General features: G+C 69.6%; 20 protein-coding genes and 1 other RNA gene. 10 read left to right on the top strand and 11 right to left on the bottom strand.

Going from position 1 to position 19760, the window contains the following annotated elements:
• Positions 1 to 116 precede the first annotated feature (116 nt).
• A complete protein-coding gene (locus tag I6H87_RS11040) occupies positions 117 to 1637 on the bottom strand; it encodes a cobyric acid synthase (RefSeq protein WP_011615930.1) in 1521 nt (506 codons plus the stop codon).
• A gap of 41 nt (positions 1638 to 1678) precedes the next feature.
• Between I6H87_RS11040 and cobU the strand changes: the two genes are divergently transcribed.
• The 4 genes from cobU to I6H87_RS11020 are packed head-to-tail and all read left to right on the top strand — an operon-like array spanning position 1679 to position 5282.
• Complete coding sequence (cobU, locus tag I6H87_RS11035; RefSeq protein WP_037023640.1) at positions 1679 to 2374, top strand: bifunctional adenosylcobinamide kinase/adenosylcobinamide-phosphate guanylyltransferase; 696 nt, start codon at positions 1679 to 1681, stop codon at positions 2372 to 2374.
• Positions 2368 to 3342, top strand: a complete 975-nt coding sequence (locus I6H87_RS11030) for a CobD/CbiB family cobalamin biosynthesis protein (RefSeq protein WP_010814910.1) — start codon at positions 2368 to 2370, stop codon at positions 3340 to 3342. Before cobU ends, I6H87_RS11030 begins: the two co-directional genes overlap by 7 nt.
• Positions 3339 to 4358 (top strand): threonine-phosphate decarboxylase CobD, encoded by a 1020-nt coding sequence (gene cobD / locus I6H87_RS11025; RefSeq protein WP_011615932.1) that lies wholly within the window; start codon positions 3339 to 3341, stop codon positions 4356 to 4358. The genes I6H87_RS11030 and cobD overlap by 4 nt, the downstream gene beginning before the upstream one ends.
• A gap of 18 nt (positions 4359 to 4376) precedes the next feature.
• Positions 4377 to 5282 carry a cobalamin-binding protein gene (locus I6H87_RS11020; RefSeq protein WP_011615933.1) on the top strand — a complete coding sequence of 302 codons (906 nt, stop codon included), beginning with the start codon at positions 4377 to 4379 and terminating at the stop codon, positions 5280 to 5282.
• Here the strand turns inward: I6H87_RS11020 and I6H87_RS11015 are convergent, their stop codons facing one another.
• Genes I6H87_RS11015 through I6H87_RS10985 form a run of 7 tightly spaced genes read right to left on the bottom strand, consistent with a single transcriptional unit; the run spans position 5283 to position 12136 of the window.
• Positions 5283 to 5864, bottom strand: coding sequence for a histidine phosphatase family protein (locus I6H87_RS11015; protein ID WP_010814913.1), 582 nt, complete (start codon positions 5862 to 5864; stop codon positions 5283 to 5285).
• Complete coding sequence (locus I6H87_RS11010) at positions 5849 to 6673, bottom strand: adenosylcobinamide-GDP ribazoletransferase (RefSeq protein ID WP_051398493.1); 825 nt, start codon at positions 6671 to 6673, stop codon at positions 5849 to 5851. Before I6H87_RS11010 ends, I6H87_RS11015 begins: the two co-directional genes overlap by 16 nt.
• Positions 6670 to 7710 carry a nicotinate-nucleotide--dimethylbenzimidazole phosphoribosyltransferase gene (gene cobT, locus I6H87_RS11005; protein ID WP_010814915.1) on the bottom strand — a complete coding sequence of 347 codons (1041 nt, stop codon included), beginning with the start codon at positions 7708 to 7710 and terminating at the stop codon, positions 6670 to 6672. The genes I6H87_RS11010 and cobT overlap by 4 nt, the downstream gene beginning before the upstream one ends.
• A 33-nt stretch (positions 7711 to 7743) precedes the next feature.
• The gene (gene cobO / locus I6H87_RS11000) at positions 7744 to 8376 is read right to left on the bottom strand and encodes a cob(I)yrinic acid a,c-diamide adenosyltransferase (protein WP_011615935.1); all 633 of its coding nucleotides are present in this window, start codon (positions 8374 to 8376) and stop codon (positions 7744 to 7746) included.
• Positions 8373 to 9212 (bottom strand): ABC transporter ATP-binding protein, encoded by an 840-nt coding sequence (locus I6H87_RS10995; protein WP_011615936.1) that lies wholly within the window; start codon positions 9210 to 9212, stop codon positions 8373 to 8375. The genes cobO and I6H87_RS10995 overlap by 4 nt, the downstream gene beginning before the upstream one ends.
• Positions 9209 to 10216 carry a FecCD family ABC transporter permease gene (locus tag I6H87_RS10990; protein ID WP_011615937.1) on the bottom strand — a complete coding sequence of 336 codons (1008 nt, stop codon included), beginning with the start codon at positions 10214 to 10216 and terminating at the stop codon, positions 9209 to 9211. Before I6H87_RS10990 ends, I6H87_RS10995 begins: the two co-directional genes overlap by 4 nt.
• Before the next feature lie 15 nt (positions 10217 to 10231).
• The gene (locus I6H87_RS10985) at positions 10232 to 12136 is read right to left on the bottom strand and encodes a TonB-dependent receptor domain-containing protein (RefSeq protein ID WP_041687494.1); all 1905 of its coding nucleotides are present in this window, start codon (positions 12134 to 12136) and stop codon (positions 10232 to 10234) included.
• Positions 12137 to 12718: 582 nt separating this feature from the next.
• On the opposite strand from I6H87_RS10985, the gene I6H87_RS10980 reads away from it, so the two are divergent.
• From I6H87_RS10980 to I6H87_RS10955, 6 genes are all read left to right on the top strand, one after another.
• Positions 12719 to 13039, top strand: coding sequence for a hypothetical protein (locus I6H87_RS10980; protein WP_010814920.1), 321 nt, complete (start codon positions 12719 to 12721; stop codon positions 13037 to 13039).
• Entirely contained in the window at positions 13036 to 13368 is a 333-nt protein-coding gene (locus I6H87_RS10975) for a cell division protein ZapA (protein ID WP_010814921.1), read from the top strand. Before I6H87_RS10980 ends, I6H87_RS10975 begins: the two co-directional genes overlap by 4 nt.
• Positions 13369 to 13634: 266 nt before the next feature.
• Positions 13635 to 13852, top strand: a non-coding RNA gene (gene ssrS, locus I6H87_RS10970) — 6S RNA.
• 109 nt (positions 13853 to 13961) lie between these two features.
• Entirely contained in the window at positions 13962 to 14444 is a 483-nt protein-coding gene (locus I6H87_RS10965) for an EVE domain-containing protein (RefSeq protein WP_010814922.1), read from the top strand.
• A 53-nt stretch (positions 14445 to 14497) separates the two neighbouring features.
• Positions 14498 to 15322 (top strand): sulfite exporter TauE/SafE family protein, encoded by an 825-nt coding sequence (locus I6H87_RS10960; protein WP_010814923.1) that lies wholly within the window; start codon positions 14498 to 14500, stop codon positions 15320 to 15322.
• A 114-nt stretch (positions 15323 to 15436) separates the two neighbouring features.
• Positions 15437 to 16135 carry an SIMPL domain-containing protein gene (locus I6H87_RS10955; protein WP_011615939.1) on the top strand — a complete coding sequence of 233 codons (699 nt, stop codon included), beginning with the start codon at positions 15437 to 15439 and terminating at the stop codon, positions 16133 to 16135.
• Positions 16136 to 16183: 48 nt separating this feature from the next.
• Here I6H87_RS10955 and I6H87_RS10950 read toward each other — a convergent pair whose 3' ends face one another.
• From I6H87_RS10950 to I6H87_RS10940, 3 genes are all read right to left on the bottom strand, one after another.
• Positions 16184 to 17737: a malonate--CoA ligase gene (locus I6H87_RS10950; protein WP_010814925.1), complete on the bottom strand. Its 1554-nt coding sequence runs from the start codon at positions 17735 to 17737 to the stop codon at positions 16184 to 16186.
• Between the two features lie 73 nt (positions 17738 to 17810).
• The gene (locus I6H87_RS10945; RefSeq protein WP_010814926.1) at positions 17811 to 18593 is read right to left on the bottom strand and encodes an enoyl-CoA hydratase/isomerase family protein; all 783 of its coding nucleotides are present in this window, start codon (positions 18591 to 18593) and stop codon (positions 17811 to 17813) included.
• 44 nt (positions 18594 to 18637) lie between these two features.
• Positions 18638 to 19651, bottom strand: coding sequence for a Bug family tripartite tricarboxylate transporter substrate binding protein (locus tag I6H87_RS10940; protein ID WP_010814927.1), 1014 nt, complete (start codon positions 19649 to 19651; stop codon positions 18638 to 18640).
• Positions 19652 to 19760: the final 109 nt, after the last annotated feature.

Here is a 19760-nt window from a genome sequence, read left to right as displayed (position 1 = left end):
TTGAGCGGACGCTGCCATGCGTGGAATATGGCGCACAGGCCACCTCCACGCAGAATGCAAATGCGAAAGATTCGCGATTCTAGCAGGGGCCCCGCCAGGCGGCCGTGCCGCATGCGTCAGCGCCGCAGCGGCGCCAGCATCGCATCCAGGTCCAGGTGCGCGGTCATGGTGTCGGCAAGCCGCTCGATCGATGCTTCGCGCAATGCGTCGAGGTCCACCTCCTGGGCGCCGTCCAGCCCCGCCCAGCGCAGCAGCGCCTGGCAGCCGGCGGGCTCGTCGAACAGGCCGTGGACATAGGTGGCCAGCACCTGGCCGTCGGCCGAGCGCGCGCCGTCGGGCCGCACCGTGCCGTCGCCGCGCTCGAGCCACAGGGCCGGCTGCTCCAGCCCCGCGCCCGTGGTGACGCCAAGGTGGATCTCATAGCCGCGCACCGGCGCATCGGCCTGATCCAGCGCCAGCCGGCCGCCGACCTGGCGCAGCTGCTTCTCTGCCGCCAGCGTGGTCTCGAAATCCAGCCAGCCCAGCCCCGCGCTGCTGCCGGCCGGGCCTTCGCGGCCATCGGGATCGTGCACCTGCCGCCCCAGCATCTGCATGCCGCCGCAGATCCCGATCAGCTTGCCGCCGTAGCGCAGGTGCCGGGCCAGCGCCGCGTCCCAGCCATTGGCGCGGATGAAGTCCAGGTCGCCGCGCACGTTCTTGCTGCCGGGCAGCACCACCAGGTCCGCGGGCGGGATCGGCATGCCGGGCCCGACAAACTGCAGGTCCACCTGCGGGTGCGCGCGCAGCGCGTCGAAGTCGGTATGGTTGGCGATGCGCGGCAGCACCGGCACGATCACGCGCAGGCGCTGCGCCGGCGTGCCGGCCTTGTCCGCTTGCGCGCCGATGATGGCGTCCTCGGCATCGAGATGCAGGCCGTGCAGGAAGGGCAGCACGCCGAATACCGGTTTGCCGGTGCGCGCCACCAGCCAGTCCAGTCCCGGCTCCAGCAGGCCGACATCGCCGCGGAAGCGGTTGATGATGAAGCCGGTCACGCGCGCGCGTTCGCTCTCGGACAGGCAGTCGAGCGTGCCGACCAGGTGCGCAAACACGCCACCGCGGTCGATGTCCGCCACCAGCACCACCGGGCAGTCGACGCGCTCGGCAAAGCCCATGTTGGCGATGTCGCGCTCGCGCAGGTTGACCTCGGCCGGGCTGCCGGCGCCCTCCACCAGCACCACCTTATAGGCCTGCGCCAGGCGCGTGTGCGAAGCCAGCACGGCCTTCATCGCCTCGGGCTTGTAGGCATGGTAGGCGCGCGCATCCAGGTCCAGCCGTGCGCGGCCGTGGATGATCACCTGCGCGCCGGTGTCGCTGCTGGGCTTGAGCAGCACCGGGTTCATGTCGGTATGCGGTGCCAGCCGCGCGGCCTGTGCCTGCAGCGCCTGCGCGCGGCCGATCTCGCCGCCGTCGGCGGTGACCGCGCTGTTCAGCGCCATGTTTTGCGGCTTGAATGGCACCACGTGCGTGCCGGCACGCGCCAGCACCCGGCACAGGCCGGCCACGATGGTGCTCTTGCCGGCATCGGAAGTCGTGCCCTGGACCATCAGCGTGCCGCGCAGGGCACCCGGCGGCAGGGATTGCGAGGAGTCGGTCTGCATTGGCGGATTATCGCACCGGTGCCTGCAACACCCCCCGTGCGATGCCCGGATGCGGCGGCTACAATACGCGGATGGAAACCCCGGCCATCGCACCCGCCTCCGCCCCCGACACCGCCACCCAGCCGCGTGCCGCCGGCGGACACGGTAACCGCCAGCTCACCCTGGTGCTGGGCGGCGCGCGTTCCGGCAAGAGCCATTACGCCGAACAGCTCGCCACCGACCATGCCACCATCACCGGCGGCCCGGTCACCTACATCGCCACCGCGCACCAGGACCTGGCGCACGCCGACCAGGAGCTCGAGGTCCGCATCGCCCTGCACCGCGCCCGCCGCCCCGCCGACTGGCGCCTGGTGGAAGAGCCGGTGCACCTGGCCGATGCGCTCTACGCCAACGCGCGCCACGACGGCTGCATCCTGGTGGATTGCATGACGCTGTGGATGAACAACCTGATCTTCCCCGACGGCCGCGCGTATCCCGAACATGGCGTGATCACGCCGCCGGATGCCTTCACCGAGGAAATCGAAGCGCTGCTCACCGCGCTGCCGACGCTGCCGGGCCATGTGATCCTGGTCTCGAACGAGATCGGCTTCGGCGTGATCCCGATGGGCGCCATCACCCGCTTCTATGTCGATGAACTGGGCCGCCTGAACCAGAAGCTGGCCGCCGCCGCCGACTGCGTGCGGCTGATGGTGGCAGGCATTCCGGTTGCGGTGAAGGGCGCCGATCCCACATGCTGATGCTGGCCTGGCCGGCATGCGTGGCAGCGGCACTGACGGGCGTTCTGCTGGACCTCTGGCTGGGCGAGCCGCGCCGCTGGCATCCGCTGGTGGGCTTCGGCCGCATCGCTGCCGCGTTTGAGCGGCGGCTCAACCCTGCGCCGCACCGCGGTGCGCCCTGGCGCCAGCGCCTTGCCGGTCTCGCCGGCTGGTGTGTGCTGGTGCTGGTGCCGGCAACGCTCGCATGGTGGCTGGTCGACGCTGCGGCCGGCCTGCATCCTGTTGCCGCCCTGGCGCTGCATGCGGTGGCACTGTACGCCGCACTCGGCGCGCGCAGCCTGCACCAGCATATCGCCCCGATCGCCGCCGCCCTTGCCGCGGCGGACCTGCCCGCCGCGCGCACGCTGACCGCGCGCATCGTCTCGCGCGACACCACCGATGCCGATGCTGAAGCACTGGCCCGTGCCGCCTGCGAGTCGGCGCTGGAAAACGGCAACGACGCGGTCTTCGGCGCGCTGTTCTGGTTCCTGGTCGGCGGCGCGCCCGCCGTGATCGTGTTCCGGCTGGCCAATACGCTCGATGCGATGTGGGGCTACCGTACGCCGCGGCTGCTGTATTTCGGCTGGGCCGCGGCGCGCATCGACGACGGGCTCAACCTCGTGCCCGCGCGCCTGACCGCGCTGTCCTATGCGCTGCTCGGCGCCACCGCGCAGGCGTTGCATTGCTGGCGCACGCAGGCGCCGGCATGGTCAAGTCCCAATGCCGGCCCCGTGATGGCCGCGGGCGCCGGTGCGGTGGGCGTGCGACTCGGCGGCCCGGCGCGCTATCACGGCGAGATCGAGCAACGCCCGCCGCTGGGCGCCGGCCCCGCGCCGCAAGCCGCGCACGTGACGGCCTGCCTGCGGCTGGTCGAGCGCACCTTGTGGCTGTGGCTGGCGCTGGCAGGCGCCAGCGCGCTGGCCGTCCTTGCGCTTGCCACGCCGGCATGAGCAGCGCCCTGCCCCGGATCCGCCACGGCGGCGACCTGCTTGCCGCGGTGCGCCGCTACGGCCGCCCCGCCGGCGACTGGCTCGACCTGTCCACCGGCATCAATCCCGACGGCTATCCGGTGCCGGCGCTGCCTGCGCAAGCGTGGCAACGGCTGCCGCAGGATGACGACGGACTGGCCGAGCTGGCCGCGCAGGCCTGCGGCGCGCCGCGGGCCTTGCCCGTCGCCGGCTCGCAGGCCGCCATCCGCACGCTGCCGGGTCTGCTGCGCCCGGGCCGCGTGGGCATCGCCGCGCTCGGCTACAGCGAATACGCGCCGGCCTTCGCTGCCGCGGGCCATGCGGTGGCGCCGCTGGATGAAGCGGCTTTCGCGCAGGCGGCGCTGGCCGACGAGCTCGACCATCTCGTCGTCGTCAACCCGAACAACCCGACCGGCCGCATGCTGCCCGCCGCAACGCTGCTGCGCTGGCACGCGAAGCTGGCGGCGCGCGGCGGCACGCTGCTGGTCGATGAAGCCTTTATCGACTGCCTGCCCGATGGCTCGGTGGCCGCGCACAGCGGCAAGGCCGGCCTGGTGGTGCTGCGCTCGATCGGCAAGTTCTATGGCCTGGCCGGCATCCGCTGCGGCTTCGTGCTGGCGCAGCCGGTACTGCTGGACGCGCTGCGCGAGCGCCTGGGCCATTGGACCGTATCGGGCCCGGCACGCGAGGTCGCGCGGCATGCGCTGGCCGACCACGGCTGGCAGGATGCCACCCGCGCGCGGCTGCAAGCATGCGGGGCGAAGCTGGCCGCGCTGCTGGACCGCCATGGCCTGGCGCCGGTGATGCATCCGCTGTTCTGCTGGGTGCCGCATGGCGACGCCGCACGGCTGCAGCACGGGCTCGCGCAACATGGCGTCTGGACCCGCTGCTTCGACGCCGCCGGCGGCTGCCCGCCGAGCCTGCGCCTGGGCCTGCCGCCGGACCAGCCGCACGCCTGGCAGCGGCTGGACGCGGCACTGGCCGCGGTCACTGCCTGAACCACTTTCCCCGATTCCATGCTGAACCGCCTGACGCCCGTTATCGCTTCCACGCTGCTGCTGGCAGCCCTGCCTGCCGCCGCCACGGTGTCTGCCGTCGACGACGCTGGCCAGACGGTGACACTGCCGCAGCCCGCGCGCCGCGTGATCTCGCTGGCGCCGCACGTCACCGAGATGATCTTCGCGGCCGGCGGCGGCGACCGCATCGTCGGCACGGTCAGCTACAGCGACTACCCGCCGCAGGCGCGCGAGATCGCGCGCGTGGGCGACAACAAGGCGCTGGACCTGGAGCGCATCGCCGCGCTCAAGCCGGACCTGATCGTGGTCTGGCGCCACGGCAATGCGCAGAGGCAGACCGACCGTCTGCGCGCGCTCGGCATCCCGTTGTTCTACAGCGAGCCGCGCAGGCTGGCCGCGATCCCGGAGAACATGGAGAAGCTCGGCACGCTGCTGGGCACCGAAGCCACCGCGCGGCGCGCTGCCGACGGCTTCCGCCAGCAGGTGGAGACGCTACGCAAGACTTACGCGGCCCGCCCGCCGGTGACGGTGTTCTACCAGGTCTGGCAGCAGCCGCTGATGACGCTCAACGGCCAGCACCTGGTCAGCGACATGCTGGCGCTGTGCGGCGGGCGCAACCTGTTCGCGGCCGAGACGCCGCTGGTGCCGACGGTGTCGGTCGAAGCGGTGATCGCGGGCAACCCGGAGGCGATGCTGACGGCGGGCATGGGCGCCACGCGCTCGGATCAGCCGCTGCCGGATTTCGAGATGTGGCGGCGCTGGAAGCAGGTCACGGCGGTGGCGCGCAACAACCTGTTCGTGATCGACGGCGACCTGGTCAACCGCGCCGGTCCGCGCGTGGCGCAAGGCGCCGAGCTGATCTGCAAGGACCTCGAAACGGCGCGCAAGCGCCGGCCCGCACGCTGATCAGGCGGCGCGGTTCCACCAGCCGAGCCGGACCTCTCCCGGCCCCAGCGTGAAGCCACAACTGGCCCCGAAGCCCAACGCCCAGTTGACCGTCGTCGCCAGCGGCACGCCCAGCCAGTGCGCGGCCAGCATGCGCATCGGGCCGGCATGGCCGACCACCCAGAGACATTCAGCGCCATCCGTGGCAAGCGTTCCCGCCCAGCCGGCAACCCGCGCCATCGCCTGCGCCGGCGCTTCGCCGCCATGCGGGCGCGCGTGCAGCAGGTCGGCCGCCCACTGGTCGAGCGCGGCGCGGTCGATGGCATCCCAGGCCACGCCCTCCCAGCTGCCGAAATCGATCTCGCGCAGCCGGGGTTCGGTATCGATGGCCGGCGCGCCGCCCGGCAGCGCCTGCACCAGCGCCTGCGCGGTGCCAAGCGCGCGCGCCAGCGGGCTGGCGACAATGCGATCAGGCGTGGGCAGGCCCGCGGCGATCCGCGCCGCTGCGGGCGCCAGCGGCGCCACCAGCGGCAGGTCGAGGCAGCCATAGCAGGTGCCCGCCGGCACCTGCGGCTGCGCATGGCGGATCAGGACCACATCCATGCCGCGGCCACCAGGTAGAGCAGGATCTCGGCGCACTGCTGGGCCATGCCCAGGCAGTCGCCGGTATAGCCGCCGATGCGGCGCACGAAGTAGCGGCCGAGCAGCAGGCGCAGCCCCAGCAGCGCGACCACTGCCGCCGCGCAGAACCACGGCGACACCAGCCACAGCGGCACCAGCCCGCACAGCAGCGCGAACGCCAGCCCCGCGCCGGCCAGCTTCTGCGCCACCGGCTTGGCCTTGCCTTGCGCGCGCACGTAGGTCAGCGTGGCCAGATAGCTGACCGCCATCGCGCGGCTGGCGGCATGCGCGGCGACGATCACCGCCAGCAGCACCATCAACCCGCCGCGCCCGGCAATCGCCACCAGCAACTGCCACTTGAGCAGCAACGCCACCACCAGCGCGATCGCACCGAACGCGCCGATGCGCGAGTCATGCATGATGCGCAGCACGTCCTCGCGCTGCCACGCGCCGCCGAAGGCATCGACGCAATCGGCCAGGCCGTCTTCATGGAAGGCCCCGGTCAGCAGCAGCGTGGCGGCCATGCCCAGCAGCACGGCCACGCCGGACGGCCACCACAGCATCGCGCCCCAGGTGACCAGCGCGCCCACGCCGCCCACCAGCAGCCCGACCAGCGGGAAGTAGCGCGCGGCGGCGTGCAGGTAATGCGGTTCGAATCCGGCCCAGCGCGCCAGCCAGCCCGGCAGCGGCACGCGCGTGAAGTAGCCCAGCGCCGTCAGGAAATAGCGCAGCTCGCCGGCCACGCCGGCGGGGCCAGCTTGTGCAGGCACCGGGTCGGACGGCACGCTCATGGCGAGGCGGTGCTGACGCCGGCGCCGCTGAAGGTCGCCATTTCGTTCAGGAATGCCGCCGCCGAGGCCAGCAACGGCCACGCCAGCGCGGCGCCCGTGCCCTCGCCCAGGCGCAGGTCCAGCGCCAGCAGTGGCGCGGCGCCAAACTGGTCCAGCAGCGCACGGTGGCCGCGCTCATGCGAGCAGTGCGTGAACACGCAGTACTGCAGCACATTGGGGTCCAGGCGCTGCGCCACCAGCAGCGCAGCCGTGGCGATAAAGCCATCGACCAGGATCACCATGCGGCTCGCGGCGGCGGCCAGGAAGGCGCCTGCCATCATCGCGATCTCGAAGCCGCCGAAGGTGGCCAGCACGTCCAGCGGCGCCTGCGCATCGGCATGCAGCGCCAGCGCGCGCTCCAGCACCTCGCGCTTGCGCGCGAGGCCGGCATCGTCCAGCCCGGTGCCGCGCCCGATGCAGTCTGCCAGCGGCAGGCCGGTCAGCCGCTGCATCAGGCACGCGGCCGCTGAAGTGTTGGCAATGCCCATCTCGCCGAAGCCGATCACGTTGCAGCCCTGCTGCGCATGGCGCAGCACGCGCGCCATGCCCGCGGTCATCGCCGCGGCGGCCTGCTCCGGCGTCATCGCGGGTTCGACGGCGAAGTTGCGGGTGCCGTCGGCAATGCGGCAGTTGACCAGGCCCGGTGCCGCCGGCAGCGGCGCGCGCACGCCCGCGTCGACGATCTCCAGCGCAATGCCGTGCTGGCGCGAGAACACATTGATCGCCGCGCCGCCGGCCAGGAAGTTCTGCACCATCTGCGCGGTGACCTCGGCCGGATAGGCGCTGACACCGGCGTCGGCCACGCCGTGGTCGGCGGCAAACACGATCACCGTCGGGCGCTGCAACACCGGCCGCGCCGTGCCGAGGATCAGGCCCAGCTGCAAGGCCAGCGATTCCAGCCGGCCCAGTGCGCCGAGCGGCTTGGTCTTGTCGTCGATGGCGGCCTGCAGCTCGGGGCGCAGGGCATCGTCGAGGGGAGTGATTTCCGGAAACTGCATGATGCGTTGACCTTGTATTCAAAAACGATGCGGCTACATCTCGACGCCGCGCTGCGCCTTGATGCCCTGCTGGAAGGCATGCTTGACCGGCGTCATGTCGGTGACGGTGTCGGCCGTCTCCACCAGCGCCGGCGGCGCGCCACGGCCGGTGATGACCACGTGCTGCATCGGCGGGCGCGCGCGCAGGTCGGCAATGACCTGCTCCACATCAAGATAGTGCAGCTTGAGCGCGATGTTCAGCTCATCGAACAGCACCAGGCCGATGCCGGGGTCGCGCAGCATGCCGCGCGCCACTTCCCAGGCAGCCTCGGCCTTGGCCACGTCGCGGGCGCGGTCCTGCGTTTCCCAGGTATAGCCCTCGCCCATCACGTGGAAGGCGCACTCGTCCGGGAAGCGGCGCAGGAACATCTCTTCGCCGGTGGGCTGCGCGCCCTTGATGAACTGGACCACGCCGGTGCGCATGCCGTGGCCAAGCGCGCGCACCACCATGCCAAAGCCCGAGCTGGACTTGCCTTTGCCGTTGCCGGTGGTGATGACAATCACGCCGCGCTCATCCTGCGCGGCGGCAATCCTGGCGTCGACGATTTCTTTCTTGCGCTCCATGCGCGCCTTGTGGCGGGCATCGCGGTCCGGGTCTTCTGCAGGCGGGTTCTGGGTATCAGTCATGACGTGTGTGGGGTATGGGTGGGGCGGCGCCCGTCGGGAATCAGCGCAGTATGCGCGCCGTCGGTGACGCTGACGATGGCGGTGCGCAGCGCGCGCGAGCAGTGTTCAGGGGTCAGCACCCGGGCGGCAGTGCCATGCAGCGTAGTGCCGTCTTCGGCCATCAGCAGGGCGTGGGTGGCGTAGCGCAGCGCCAGCGTCAGGTCGTGCAGGATCACCACGATGGCATGGCGCCCGGCCCGGGCCAGCGCGGCCAGCTGTTCCAGCACCAGGATCTGGTGGCGCAGGTCCAGGTGCGAGACCGGTTCGTCCAGCAGCAGCAGCGGCGCCTGCTGTGCCAGCGCCGCGGCCAGCGAGGCGCGCTGGCGCTCGCCGCCGGACAGGGTCAGCACATCGCGCGCGGCCAGCGCTTCAATATCCATCGCTCGGATCACTTCCTGCACGATGCGGTCATCCTCGCGCCCGGTCCAGCCCCAGCCGGACAGGTGCGGATGCCGCCCCACGCGCACGGCATCCTGCACCGACATCGAGAAGGTGTCATGCACGGCCTGCGGCAGGTAGGCGCGCTGGCGCGCCAGCACCGCCGGCGCGATCTGCGCCGCCGCGGCGCCGTCGATCTCCGCGCTGCCGCCGTCGGCGTGGCGCAGCCCGGCCAGCACCGTCATCAGCGTGGACTTGCCAGCACCGTTGGGCCCGGCAATGCACCATAGCTGCCCCGCGCCGATGGTCATCGTCAGGCGCTCCACCAGCACGCGCTGGCCGGTGCGCAGCTTCACATCGCGCAGCACGATCTGCGGACAGGCAGTGAGCGGATGGGACCAGTGCGGGGCCAGGCTCATCGCGGCCTCCGCAGCAGCAGGTAGAGGAAGGTCGGCACGCCCAGCAGCCCGGTGATCACGCCCACCGGCAGCTGCGCGGGCGCGACCACGGTGCGTGCGATCAGGTCGGCGGCCATCAGCAGCGCGCCGCCCAGCAGTGTGGCGGCCGGCAGCAGCAGGCGCTGGTCGTTGCCCCAGGCGAGGCGCACCAGATGCGGCACCACCAGCCCGACAAAACCGATCGAGCCGGCCGTGGTAATGGCAGCGGCAATGCACAGCGACGCCAGCAGGAAGGTGGCCAGCCGCACGCGGCCCACGCGCACGCCCAGCGACTGCGCCACGGTCTCGCCCAGCAGCATCACGTTGAGCGCGCGCGCCATCGGCATGGCCAGCAGCAGCGCCACCACCAGCATGGCCAGCGCGCCGCCGTAGGCGGCGGTGCCGCCCAGGTCGCCGGTCAGCCAGAACAGCATGCCGCGCAGGCGCGACTCCGGCGCAATGGAGAGGATCAGGGTAATGACCGCGCCCCAGCCCGCGGCCAGGATCACGCCGGTCAGCAACAGCCGGGCGCCCGCCTCGCGGTGGCCGCCCTGCACCTGCGGATGCAGCAGGTCGCGCCGCGCCAGCGACGCCACCAGCACCATCGCCGCCAGTGCACCGGCGGCGGCGGCGGCCTGAACGCCCCACCACGGGGCCAGCAGCAGCATGGCCAGCAGCGCGGCAGTGGAGGCGCCGCCCGACACGCCCAGCACATAGGGCTCGGCCAGCGGGTTACGCAGCAGCACCTGCATCAGCGCGCCGGACAGGGCCAGCAGCCCGCCGCAGGCAAACGCCGCTGCCGCGCGCGGCAGCCGCAGTTCGCGCACGATCGCTGCGGGGGTGCCGGTGTCGGCACTGCTGAGCGCAAGCCAGAGCTCGCGCGCATCGAGCGGCACGCTGCCCAGCGCCAGCGACAACGCGAACGCCAGCAGCGCCGCGAGCGCCAGCACCAGCCAGATCGCCAGGGCGCGCCGGAACTCAGACATGGCGCGCCCGTGCGCTCATCGCTGGCGCCAGCCCAGCGTGATGAAGCCCGCGCGCCCCTGCGTGTTGTAGGGGTAGGCGAGCTGGTAATCCTTGTCGAACAGGTTTTCGACGCGGGCGGCGATGAACCATTGCTTGTCGATGTTGTAGCGGGCGTTCAGGTTGACGATACCGTATCCGCCCAGCCGGCGCGAGCCGGAATCCATGCGCGACGACGACACCAGCCATTCGCCGCCGAAGCGCCAGTTGCCGAAGTCGCGGCCCACGTCGAGCGCGGCATGGCGGCGCGCTCGGCGCAGCAGCTGGGTGTTGGTCTGCTCGTCGACCGGGTTCTGGAAGGTCACGCTGGCGCCGAAGTCGGTGCCATACACGGTGGCGCGCCACGAAGCCTCGATGCCCTGCACCTTGGCCTTGTTGACGTTCTGCGCCAGGAACATGCCGCTGGGCTGCTGCGCCGACACGATCAGGTCGTCGTAGCGCGTCTCGAAGGCGGTCACGCGCAGCAGGCCGGCGCTGGCGGTGGCGTACTGCACGCCGGCCTCGACCGACTTGGCACGTTCGGGCTGCAGGTTCGGCTGGCCGAAGTTGGGGAAGTACAGCTCGTTGAAGGTTGGCGCGCGGAAGGCATTGCTGACGCTGGCGATCAGCTTGAGCGCATCGGTCACGTAGTAGCCGTAGCCGGCGCGGAAGCTGCCCTGGTTGCCGAAGTCGGAATAATGGTCGTTGCGCGCGTTGAGCTGCAGCTGGTGCTTGCCGATGCGCCCGTCATAGCCGCCGAACACCGAGAACACATTGCGCGTGGGCGCGCCGTAGGCGCTGGAGTCGAGCTCCTGCTGCAGGTAGTCGGTGCCGAACAGCAGCGTGTGGTTGGCGGCCAGCGCATACTCGTTCTGCCAGTTGAACTGGCGGTTGCGGGTATTGAAAGTGCCGTTGGGCCTGCCATTGAGGAAGGTGTCGCTGCGGTCCTCGCTCTGTGACAGCTTGAAATGGGTGGACCAGTCCGCCCCCACCTTGCCGTTGACGAAGGCCGACAGCGTGTACAGCTCGCTGTTGGTGCGGTTGTCGTCGGTCGGGCGGCCGAAGGCACTGTCGAACGACAGCTTGCTCTTCGAGTAATAGCCGGTGAAGCCCGCGTCCCAGTTCGGCGCGAAGCGGTGCTTGACCTGGCCCGACACGCTCTGGTTCTCGTACGGGTTGTCGTTGGGATTGGCGCGCGGCGCCTGCTTCGTGTTGATCGACGAGAAGCCGTCGGTCTTGAACGCCGAGCCGGTCAGGTTGAACGAGGTATCGCCGATCTGGCCGCCATAGCCGACCGTGCCCTGGCGCGTGTTGTTGCTGCCGTATTCCACCTGCGCATTGGCCGCCGGCGCCTGGCCCGCGCCGCTCTTGGTGAATATCTGCACCACGCCGCCGATGGCGTCCGAGCCGTACAGCGCCGACACATTGCCGCGCACCACCTCGATGCGCTCGATCTGGTCGGGCAGGATATTGGCCAATTGCGCGGTGCCGCTGCTCGCGGACGATACCCGCACGCCGTCGATCAGGATCAGCGTCTGGTTGGAGTTGGCGCCGCGCATGAACAGCGTGGTGTTGGTGCCCATGCCGCCGTTGGCCGAGAACTCCACGCCGGCCTGGTTGCGCAGCAGCGTGCGCAGGTCGGGCGCCTGCGAATTGACGATGTCCTGCTGCGTCACCACCGTGGTGTGAGGCAGCGCCTCGGTAATGGCTTGCGCGGTACGGGTGGAGGTGACCACCACCGGCGCGAGCTGCGTGGTGCGGCTGTCGGTGCCGCTGTCGGCCGCCTGCGCGAACGAAGTGGCCGGAACCAGGGTGAACGAGGCAATGGCCGCCAGGATGGCGGGCACGGACGGACGCACCGCCGGGGTTGCCGGGCGGGTCGACCTATGGAGCGATGAACGCATGATGCAGGACTGGATAGGAACGGCCGGGCCCGTTCCCCCGCGGACCATATGGCGATGAGGCGTGCCGCGCACGGGCGGCAGCCCGCGTTCAGGCCGGTATCCGGGCTGGCGACACTGGGCCGGCGCCTTCCCGAACCTGCGGTTCAGTGGCGTGTGGCCGGTCCTGCGGTGCGTGTGGCCGGGAATGGGATCCGGCCTTGCCAGCGGCGTTGCCGGCAGGCTGGCTGTCGGCTATGTCGGAGTCTGGCAGATGCGCACCGCGGTCGCTTACCGTTGCGGGGGCAGCACAGGTTGGCCTGTCCGGCGCGCAGCCGGCCTGGCTCCCTGTTTCCCGTTGAACTGCCCTTTCGCCAGGGACGAAAAGGGCGAGCACCTGGAACGTGCGCGAGTCTAGGGCGTTTCGCCCCCCGCGTCAACGCGGCTGCCAGTAGTGTTTTGTCACAACTCTGGTGGCGTTTTAGGTGCAGAAGCCTGCAACTTCCACGCGGGTCGCCAGTCACAAACCCTTTCCTCCGCATTGTGCAAGCCGGCGCATCGGCTAGAATCGCGATACCTGACACTTCTCCCATCATGACAGGCCCTATGCTCACCGAACTCGAACAACTGGCCGCCAAGATCGGGCGCGTGCTGCACCATGCGGACACCCTGGCGGCGGAGAACCAGCGGCTGCGCGACGAGATCGCCCGGCTGGAGGGCGAAGCCGCGCAGTTGCGCGGCGAGCGCGAGGCCATGGCAGCCGACCGCGAACTGCTCAATATCAAGATCGAGGAAGCGCAGCTGCGCATCCAGTCCATCCTTGACAAGCTGCCGACTGCCAGCGACACGCGCCAGCTCGACCTGCTCGGCGAAGAGGCTGCGGCGCAGGACGCCGAGCCGCACAAGGCCCCCGGAGAACACGCATGAGCAACAAGCAAGTCGAAGTCAATATCGCCGGCCAGCCCTACCGCTTCGCCATCGCGCCCGAGAACGAGGCCGCGCTGCTCGAAGCCGTGGCCCTGGTCGACACGCAAATGAACAAGCTGCGCAACGGCATCGCGGCCAAGGGCGTGGAGCGCGTGGCGGTCATGGCCGCCATCAGCATCGCCTCGGACCTGCTGTCGATGCAGCGCAAGCAGCAGGCCGAGGGCGCGATCCCGGTCGATGCCATCCGCGCGCGCATCCGCGAACTCAACGACCGCGCCGACGAGGCCCTGCGCCAATACGCGCACGTGGGCACCGGTACGCGCGGCTGAGCAATGAAAGGGGGATGTGCTGCGGATGCCGCGCTGCCGCGCAAAATGTAACGATACGCGCGAGTGGACTTGGTATGCCCTGCAACGCGGTGTATAGTGTAGCCAGACTGCACGAGGCACCATAGATGTGCAGCTACAGGCTAGGTTATCGCGCCCGGCCGCCGTTCTCATCCCATCCTAGTCAGAAACGGCAAACGTCTGACATCCCGCACGCGGATCCGGTTTTCCGGGCACGATGATGCGCCTGGAAAGTCAGACGTTTGACAGTTTCCCTGCCTGGTTCGTGAGGGTCATAAACTCCTTGAACCGATATGCATTGCATGGTGCGGGATCATGTCGCGTGGGCGAGCGCGTCGTCGCATTCATAGTCTGGGCCTGGCCTGGACTCCCTGAGTGGATGATGTACCCGAAATGCGACTTCCGCAGCCACTCTGAACCTCACTTGGGTTCAGGATGCCGACCCAGCGGCCAAGGCGGGGACCCCTTAAAAAGGCGGTGGTTTTCTGAACCATCGCCTTTTTTCTTGCCTGCGCGTCCGCGTGCACACCCTGTGCACGCGGCGCCCTGATCTGCTTCGATTCCTGAGCTGCGCCGTGAGCCCGAACCAGAACCAACGCGCCCGCCAGTACTGGCTGATGAAATCAGAACCGGATGAAGCCAGCATCGACGACCTGGCCCGGGAAGGCACGCTGCCCTGGACCGGCGTGCGCAACTACCAGGCGCGCAACTTCATGCGCGACACCATGCGGATCGGCGACGGCGTGCTGTTCTACCACTCGTCGTGCCCGGAGCCCGGCATTGCCGGCCTGGCCGAGGTCTGCTCAGTACCCTACCCCGACCCCACCCAGTTCGACCGCAAGAGCCCGTACTATGACGCCGCCTCCAAGGCTGACGCGCCGCGCTGGCTGCTGGTCGACGTGCGCTTCGAGCGCAAGAGCGCGCTGATCCCGCTGGCCGCCTTGCGCGAGCATGAGGAACTGGCCGACATGGTGGTGCTACGTCGCGGCAACCGGCTGTCGATCACGCCGGTGACACCGGCCGAATGGCGCTTCATCACCGGCAAGCTGATGCGCTGAACCCTGCCCGGCCGGCCCCGGGCAAGGCTGATCACAACAACCCTGAAGATACGATGCAGTTCGACAACCTGCCGGTGCTGGTCCCTGCCCTGCTTGCCCTGGGCGCTTTCACCGGCTTCTGCGCCGGGCTGCTCGGCGTCGGCGGCGGCATGATGATGGTGCCCTTCCTGACGCTGCTGTTCACCAGCCTGGGCTTTGCCGACGAGGCCATCGTCCATATGGCGATCGCCACCTCGATGGGCACCATCCTGTTCACCTCGTTGTCGTCCGTGCGCGCGCACCACCAGCGCGGCGCGGTGCGCTGGCCGATCGTGCTGGCGCTGGCGCCGGGCATCGTGCTCGGCGGCATGATCGGCGGCGGCAAGGTGTTCGCGGCGCTCAAGACCAGCTGGCTGTCGCTGGCGTTTGCCGCCTTCGTCGGGTTTTCCGCGCTGCAGATGCTGCGCAACCGTCGTCCCAAGCCCGGCCGGCAGCTGCCCGGCTTTGCCGGCATGGCGGGCGCGGGCGGCGTGATCGGCTTCCTGTCCAGCCTGGTTGGCGCGGGCGGCGCCTTTGTCTCGGTGCCGTTCATGACGTGGTGCAACGTGCCGATCCACAACGCGGTGGCGACCTCGGCTGCGCTCGGCTTTCCGATTGCAGCGGCCAGCGTGGCCGGCTATGTCTGGAGCGGCTGGCAGACGCCGGGGCTGCCGGCGGGATCGCTCGGCTATCTCTACCTGCCGGCCCTGCTGGTGATCGCAGCGGCCAGCGTAATGACCGCGCCGCTGGGCGCGCGCACCGCGCACCGCATGGATGTGAGCCAGTTGCGCAAGGTCTTTGCCGCGTTGCTGCTGTGCCTGGCGAGCTATATGTTGTGGAAGGCCTGGCAGGCATTCTGACCCGGACGGGGGAGGCGCGCCCGCGCCGGCTTCGCAACAATCGTTTGCAATGTCGCGGAACGATCGGGCACCCGGTCACGTCTGATACCCATCACGTTTGAACGGGAGAACAACATGAAACAATGGCTAGCCGCCACCCTGCTGGGCACCACCGCCATCGTTGCCTCGGCGCACGGTGGCCCCACTGAAACGCCGTCGGGCGTGCTGTCGCTGAACGCGCAGGCCGTCACCGAAGTGCCGACCGATATCGTGCACCTGACGCTTGCCGCGGAGCAGGAAGGCGCTGAACCGGCCGCGATTTCCTCGGGCCTGTCTACCAGGACGCAGGCCGTCATCACGCAGGCGCGCCGCGTCCAGGGCGTGACCGCCGAGTCGGGCGGCTTCACCATCCACCCCAACACCGACCGCAACGGCCGCATCAGCACCTGGCGCGGGCGGTCCGAAGTCATCCTGAAGTCGCGCGATTTCTCGGCCGTGTCCAAGCTCGCTGGCGAGCTGGCCAGCCAGATGCAGGTGCAGAACATCGCCTTCTCGCTGTCGCGCGAAGCGCGCGAGGCGGCCGAAGCCAAGCTGGCCGAGCAGGCCATCGCCTCGTTCCGCAGCAAGGCGCAGTCGACCACCAAACTGTTCGGCTACAACAGCTACACCATCCGCGAAGTCAGCCTGAATGAAACCGGCGTGGTGCCGCCGATGCCGCGCATGTACGGCGCTGCCAAGGCCATGATGGCCGACGCTGCGGTACCGGTGCCGGTTGAGGGCGGCAAGACGCAGGTGACGGTGTCGGTCAACGGGTCGGTGCAGATGCTGAAGTAAGACAGCAGCGCCCTGCGCCATCGCGCAGGGCGCTGCCCATCACGGCGCTCAGAGCACCGCGAACTGCTCGCGCAGCACGTTCTTCTGCACCTTGCCCATGGTGTTGCGCGGCAGCTCGTCCACCACGTGCACACGCTTGGGCACCTTGAAGTTGGCGATGCGGCCCTTGAGCGTGCCGATCAGCGCCGCTTCATCGATATCCGCACCCGGCTTGCGCACCACCACCGCCACCACGGCCTCGCCGAAATCCGCGTGCGGCACGCCGATCACGGCGCTCTCGGCCACGCCCGGCATCTCGTCGATAAAGCTCTCGATTTCCTTCGGGTAGACGTTGTAGCCGCCCGAGATGATCAGGTCCTTGCTGCGCCCGACGATGGTCAGGTAGTTGTCCGGCACCGCGCGCTCGCCGGCCTGGCTGGCAATGGCGCCGCCGAAGCGGCCGACGTCGCCGGTCTTGAACCAGCCGTCCTCGGTGAACTCTTCCCTGGTCTTCTCCGGCATGCGCCAGTAGCCCTTGAATACGTTCGGACCCTTGACCTCGACATTGCCGATCTCGCCCGGCGTGCACGGCTGGCCCTCGCCATCGACCACGCGCACCGACACGCCCGGCAGCGGCATGCCGACGGTGCCGCCGATGCGCTCGCCCAGCGCGGCATCGTACGGGTTGGACACCAGCATCACGGTCTCGCTCATGCCGTAGCGTTCCAGGATGGTATGGCCGGTGCGCTCGCGGAAGGCATCGAAGGTCTCCAGCAGCAGCGGCGCCGAGCCCGACACGAACAGCCGCATGCGGCGGCAGGTGTCGTCGTCGAAGCGCGGCTCCTGCAGCATGCGCACGTAGTAGGTCGGCACGCCCATCATCACCGTGCAGCGCGGCAGGAATTTCAGCACCTGCGCCATGTCCAGCCTGGGCGCCCAGATCATCTTGGCACCGGCCAGCAGCGCGCCGTGCGAAGCCACGAACAGGCCGTGCACGTGGAAGATCGGCAGCATGTGCAGCAGCACGTCGTCGCTGCGCCAGCCCCAGAATTCATGCAGCGTCTGCGCATTGGAGGCCAGGTTGCGGTGCGTCAGCATCGCGCCCTTGCTGCGGCCGGTGGTGCCGGAGGTGTAGAGAATGGCGGCAAGGTCGTCATCCTGGCGCGCGACCGTCTCGAAGGCATCTGGCTTGCCCGCCGCGCGCGACAGCAGCGAGCCGCTGCGGTCGTCGTCCAGCGTAAAGACGTGGTTGACGCCGTGGCGGAACGCCACCTTGGACACCCAGCCGAAATTCTTGCTGCTGCACACCACCACCGACGGCTCGGCATTGCCGACGAAGTAGTCGATCTCTGCCTCCTGGTAGGCGGTGTTCAGCGGCAGGTAGACGTAGCCGGCGCGCAGCGTGGCCAGGTACAGGAACAGCGCTTCGGGGGACTTCTCCACCTGCACCGCCACGCGTGCGCCTTCGGGCAGGTGCAGCGAGGCCAGCAGGTTGGCCAGCTTGGCGGTGGCGCGGTCAAGGTCGTCCCAGCTGTAATACAGCCCGTCATGCGTCTCGATGCAGCAGGCGGTGCGGTCGGCGGGGAAGCGGGATTCGAACAGGGCGAACAGGTTGGCGTTCATGTCGGGGATCGAACGAAAGGCTAAGGAAAACGAAGAAAACAATGGCGTGTGGAAGCAGTGCTGGCAGCGTGCCCTACTCCCCACGGAACTGCGGTGGCCGGTGCGCGAGGAAGGCGGCCACCCCTTCCGCATGGTCCGCGCCTTCGGCGTAGGCAAAATGCGCGTCCAGCTCGGCGGGCGACAGCGGTGCCGGCAGCGGCGCCAGCCGGCGGATGGTGGCCTTGTTGATGCGGGCGGCCACGGGCGCGCCGGCGGCAATGCGGCGCGCCGTGGCCTCGACCTCCGCGGCCAGCGCGCCGGGCTCGACCACGCGCGTCAGCAGCCCTTTGTCGCGCGCCTCGGCGGCGTCGAAGACCCGGCCTTCCAGCAGGATCTCCAGCGCGGCGGCGCGGCCCGCCAGCGCCAGCAGGCCCTGCAGCTCGCCGGGCGCCATCGGGAAGCCCAGGCGGTTGATGGGCACGCCGAAGCGGCTGTCCGAGGCGGCGATGCGCAGGTCGCAGTGGCTGGCGATTTCCAGCCCGCCGCCCACGCATACGCCTTCAATCATCGCCACGGTGGGGTGTGTGCATTGCGCCACCGCCGCCAGTGCCGGCGCGATGGTGGCCATGTGGTAGTGGCGCACCGCGGCCTCGTCGGCGCGCTCTGCCGGGAACTCGGCGATGTCGGCGCCGGCGGCAAAGTTGCCGTCAGCCCCGCGCACCACCACGCAGCGCAGCGAGGTATCGGCGGACAGGCGTGCAAAGCCCGCGGCCAGCTCGCGCCACATCTGAGCGGAAATGGCGTTGAGCTTGCCCGCGTGCGACAGCGTCACGGTGGCGGTGGTGCCCTGCGTGGCAAACAATACGGTGCCGCTCATCGCCGCGCCCCCTTGCATCGGATCAGCGTTGACATGGCGCCCCGTCAGTCGATCTTGGCGCCGGACTGCTGCACCACCTGGGCCCAGCGGCGAATCTCGGCGTGCTGGAACTGCGCGAACTGTTCCTGCGTAAACGCCGGCGTCTCGGAACCGTTGTTAAGCCAGACCTGCTTGAGCTCCGACGTGTTCAGCGCCTTCTCGGTCTCTGCGTACAGGCGGTCGACGATCTCCTTGGGCGTACCCTTGGGCACCCACATCGCATACCAGGTCGACACGTCATAGTTGGGCACGCCCGCCTCGGCCGCGGTCGGCACGTTGGGGAACGCCGCCGAGCGTTTGCTCGAAGCCACCGCCAGCGCCTTGATGCGGCCCGCGCGGATATGCTGCGCCGACGAGCCCAGGCCGTCGAACATCAGGTCGACCTGGCCCGCGATCAGGTCGGACAGCGCCGGGCCCGCACCCTTGTAGGGGATGTGGGTGATGAAGGTCTTGGTCTGGAGCTTGAACAGCTCGCCCGCCAGGTGGTGCGACGAGCCGTTGCCGGCCGAACCGTAGTTCAGCTTGCCAGGATTGGCCTTGGCGTAGGCAATCAGCTCCTGCAGCGTGTTGGCCTTGACGCGGTTGGGATTGACCACCACCACTTGCGGCGGCTGCGCGATCACCGTGACCGGGATGAAGTCCTTCTCGATGTCGTAGTCCAGCTTCTTGTAGAACGACGGCGCAATCGCGTGGTGCGCGCCGCCGATGAACACCGTGTAGCCGTCCGGCGCGGCCTTGGCCGCAATGCTGGCGCCGACCGTGCCGCCGGCGCCGCCGCGGTTGTCGATCACGAACTGCTTGCCGAGCTGCTTGGACAACTGCGCGGTCAGCGGCCGCGCAAAGGCGTCGGTGCCGCCGCCGGCGGGAAACGGCACGATCACGGTGACGGGCTTGGACGGCCAGGTGTCGGCATGCGCGGCGGGTGCGGCGAGCATTGCGCCGGCGCCCAGGCCGGCCAGGCCCAGGGCCACGCCCGTTGCGCGCGCGCACGCGGCCAGGCTGAACTGACGACGATTCATTGGTTGTCTCCTCTCTCTTCTGCGGAAAGTCAATCTGATGGCCGCGCGACACTGCCGCGGCGCGAAGTTACTGCTCAGGTCCCGACAAGAAAACGCGGCGCGCCAGGCG

It is taken from the genome of Cupriavidus necator, assembly GCF_016127575.1.
GTDB classification, from domain to species: domain Bacteria; phylum Pseudomonadota; class Gammaproteobacteria; order Burkholderiales; family Burkholderiaceae; genus Cupriavidus; species Cupriavidus necator_D.
The sequence above is the reverse complement of the archived record's forward strand: the minus strand, read 5'-3'. Positions and strand labels throughout refer to the sequence as shown.

What these genes read in the sequence shown, in the direction of transcription:
- I6H87_RS10960 (WP_010814923.1), top strand. Translation starts at nt 14,498, where the DNA reads ATGCAGTTCGACAACCTGCCGGTGCTGGTCCCTGCCCTGCTTGCCCTG.
- I6H87_RS11020 (WP_011615933.1), top strand. Translation starts at nt 4,377, where the DNA reads ATGCTGAACCGCCTGACGCCCGTTATCGCTTCCACGCTGCTGCTGGCA.
- I6H87_RS10955 (WP_011615939.1), top strand. Translation starts at nt 15,437, where the DNA reads ATGAAACAATGGCTAGCCGCCACCCTGCTGGGCACCACCGCCATCGTT.
- cobO (WP_011615935.1), bottom strand. Translation starts at nt 8,376, where the DNA reads ATGACTGATACCCAGAACCCGCCTGCAGAAGACCCGGACCGCGATGCC.
- cobT (WP_010814915.1), bottom strand. Translation starts at nt 7,710, where the DNA reads ATGCAGTTTCCGGAAATCACTCCCCTCGACGATGCCCTGCGCCCCGAG.
- I6H87_RS10995 (WP_011615936.1), bottom strand. Translation starts at nt 9,212, where the DNA reads ATGAGCCTGGCCCCGCACTGGTCCCATCCGCTCACTGCCTGTCCGCAG.
- I6H87_RS10940 (WP_010814927.1), bottom strand. Translation starts at nt 19,651, where the DNA reads ATGAATCGTCGTCAGTTCAGCCTGGCCGCGTGCGCGCGCGCAACGGGC.
- I6H87_RS10950 (WP_010814925.1), bottom strand. Translation starts at nt 17,737, where the DNA reads ATGAACGCCAACCTGTTCGCCCTGTTCGAATCCCGCTTCCCCGCCGAC.
- I6H87_RS10975 (WP_010814921.1), top strand. Translation starts at nt 13,036, where the DNA reads ATGAGCAACAAGCAAGTCGAAGTCAATATCGCCGGCCAGCCCTACCGC.
- I6H87_RS11040 (WP_011615930.1), bottom strand. Translation starts at nt 1,637, where the DNA reads ATGCAGACCGACTCCTCGCAATCCCTGCCGCCGGGTGCCCTGCGCGGC.
- cobD (WP_011615932.1), top strand. Translation starts at nt 3,339, where the DNA reads ATGAGCAGCGCCCTGCCCCGGATCCGCCACGGCGGCGACCTGCTTGCC.
- I6H87_RS10990 (WP_011615937.1), bottom strand. Translation starts at nt 10,216, where the DNA reads ATGTCTGAGTTCCGGCGCGCCCTGGCGATCTGGCTGGTGCTGGCGCTC.
- I6H87_RS11030 (WP_010814910.1), top strand. Translation starts at nt 2,368, where the DNA reads ATGCTGATGCTGGCCTGGCCGGCATGCGTGGCAGCGGCACTGACGGGC.
- cobU (WP_037023640.1), top strand. Translation starts at nt 1,679, where the DNA reads ATGCCCGGATGCGGCGGCTACAATACGCGGATGGAAACCCCGGCCATC.
- I6H87_RS11010 (WP_051398493.1), bottom strand. Translation starts at nt 6,673, where the DNA reads ATGAGCGTGCCGTCCGACCCGGTGCCTGCACAAGCTGGCCCCGCCGGC.
- I6H87_RS11015 (WP_010814913.1), bottom strand. Translation starts at nt 5,864, where the DNA reads ATGGATGTGGTCCTGATCCGCCATGCGCAGCCGCAGGTGCCGGCGGGC.
- I6H87_RS10980 (WP_010814920.1), top strand. Translation starts at nt 12,719, where the DNA reads ATGCTCACCGAACTCGAACAACTGGCCGCCAAGATCGGGCGCGTGCTG.
- I6H87_RS10985 (WP_041687494.1), bottom strand. Translation starts at nt 12,136, where the DNA reads ATGCGTTCATCGCTCCATAGGTCGACCCGCCCGGCAACCCCGGCGGTG.
- I6H87_RS10945 (WP_010814926.1), bottom strand. Translation starts at nt 18,593, where the DNA reads ATGAGCGGCACCGTATTGTTTGCCACGCAGGGCACCACCGCCACCGTG.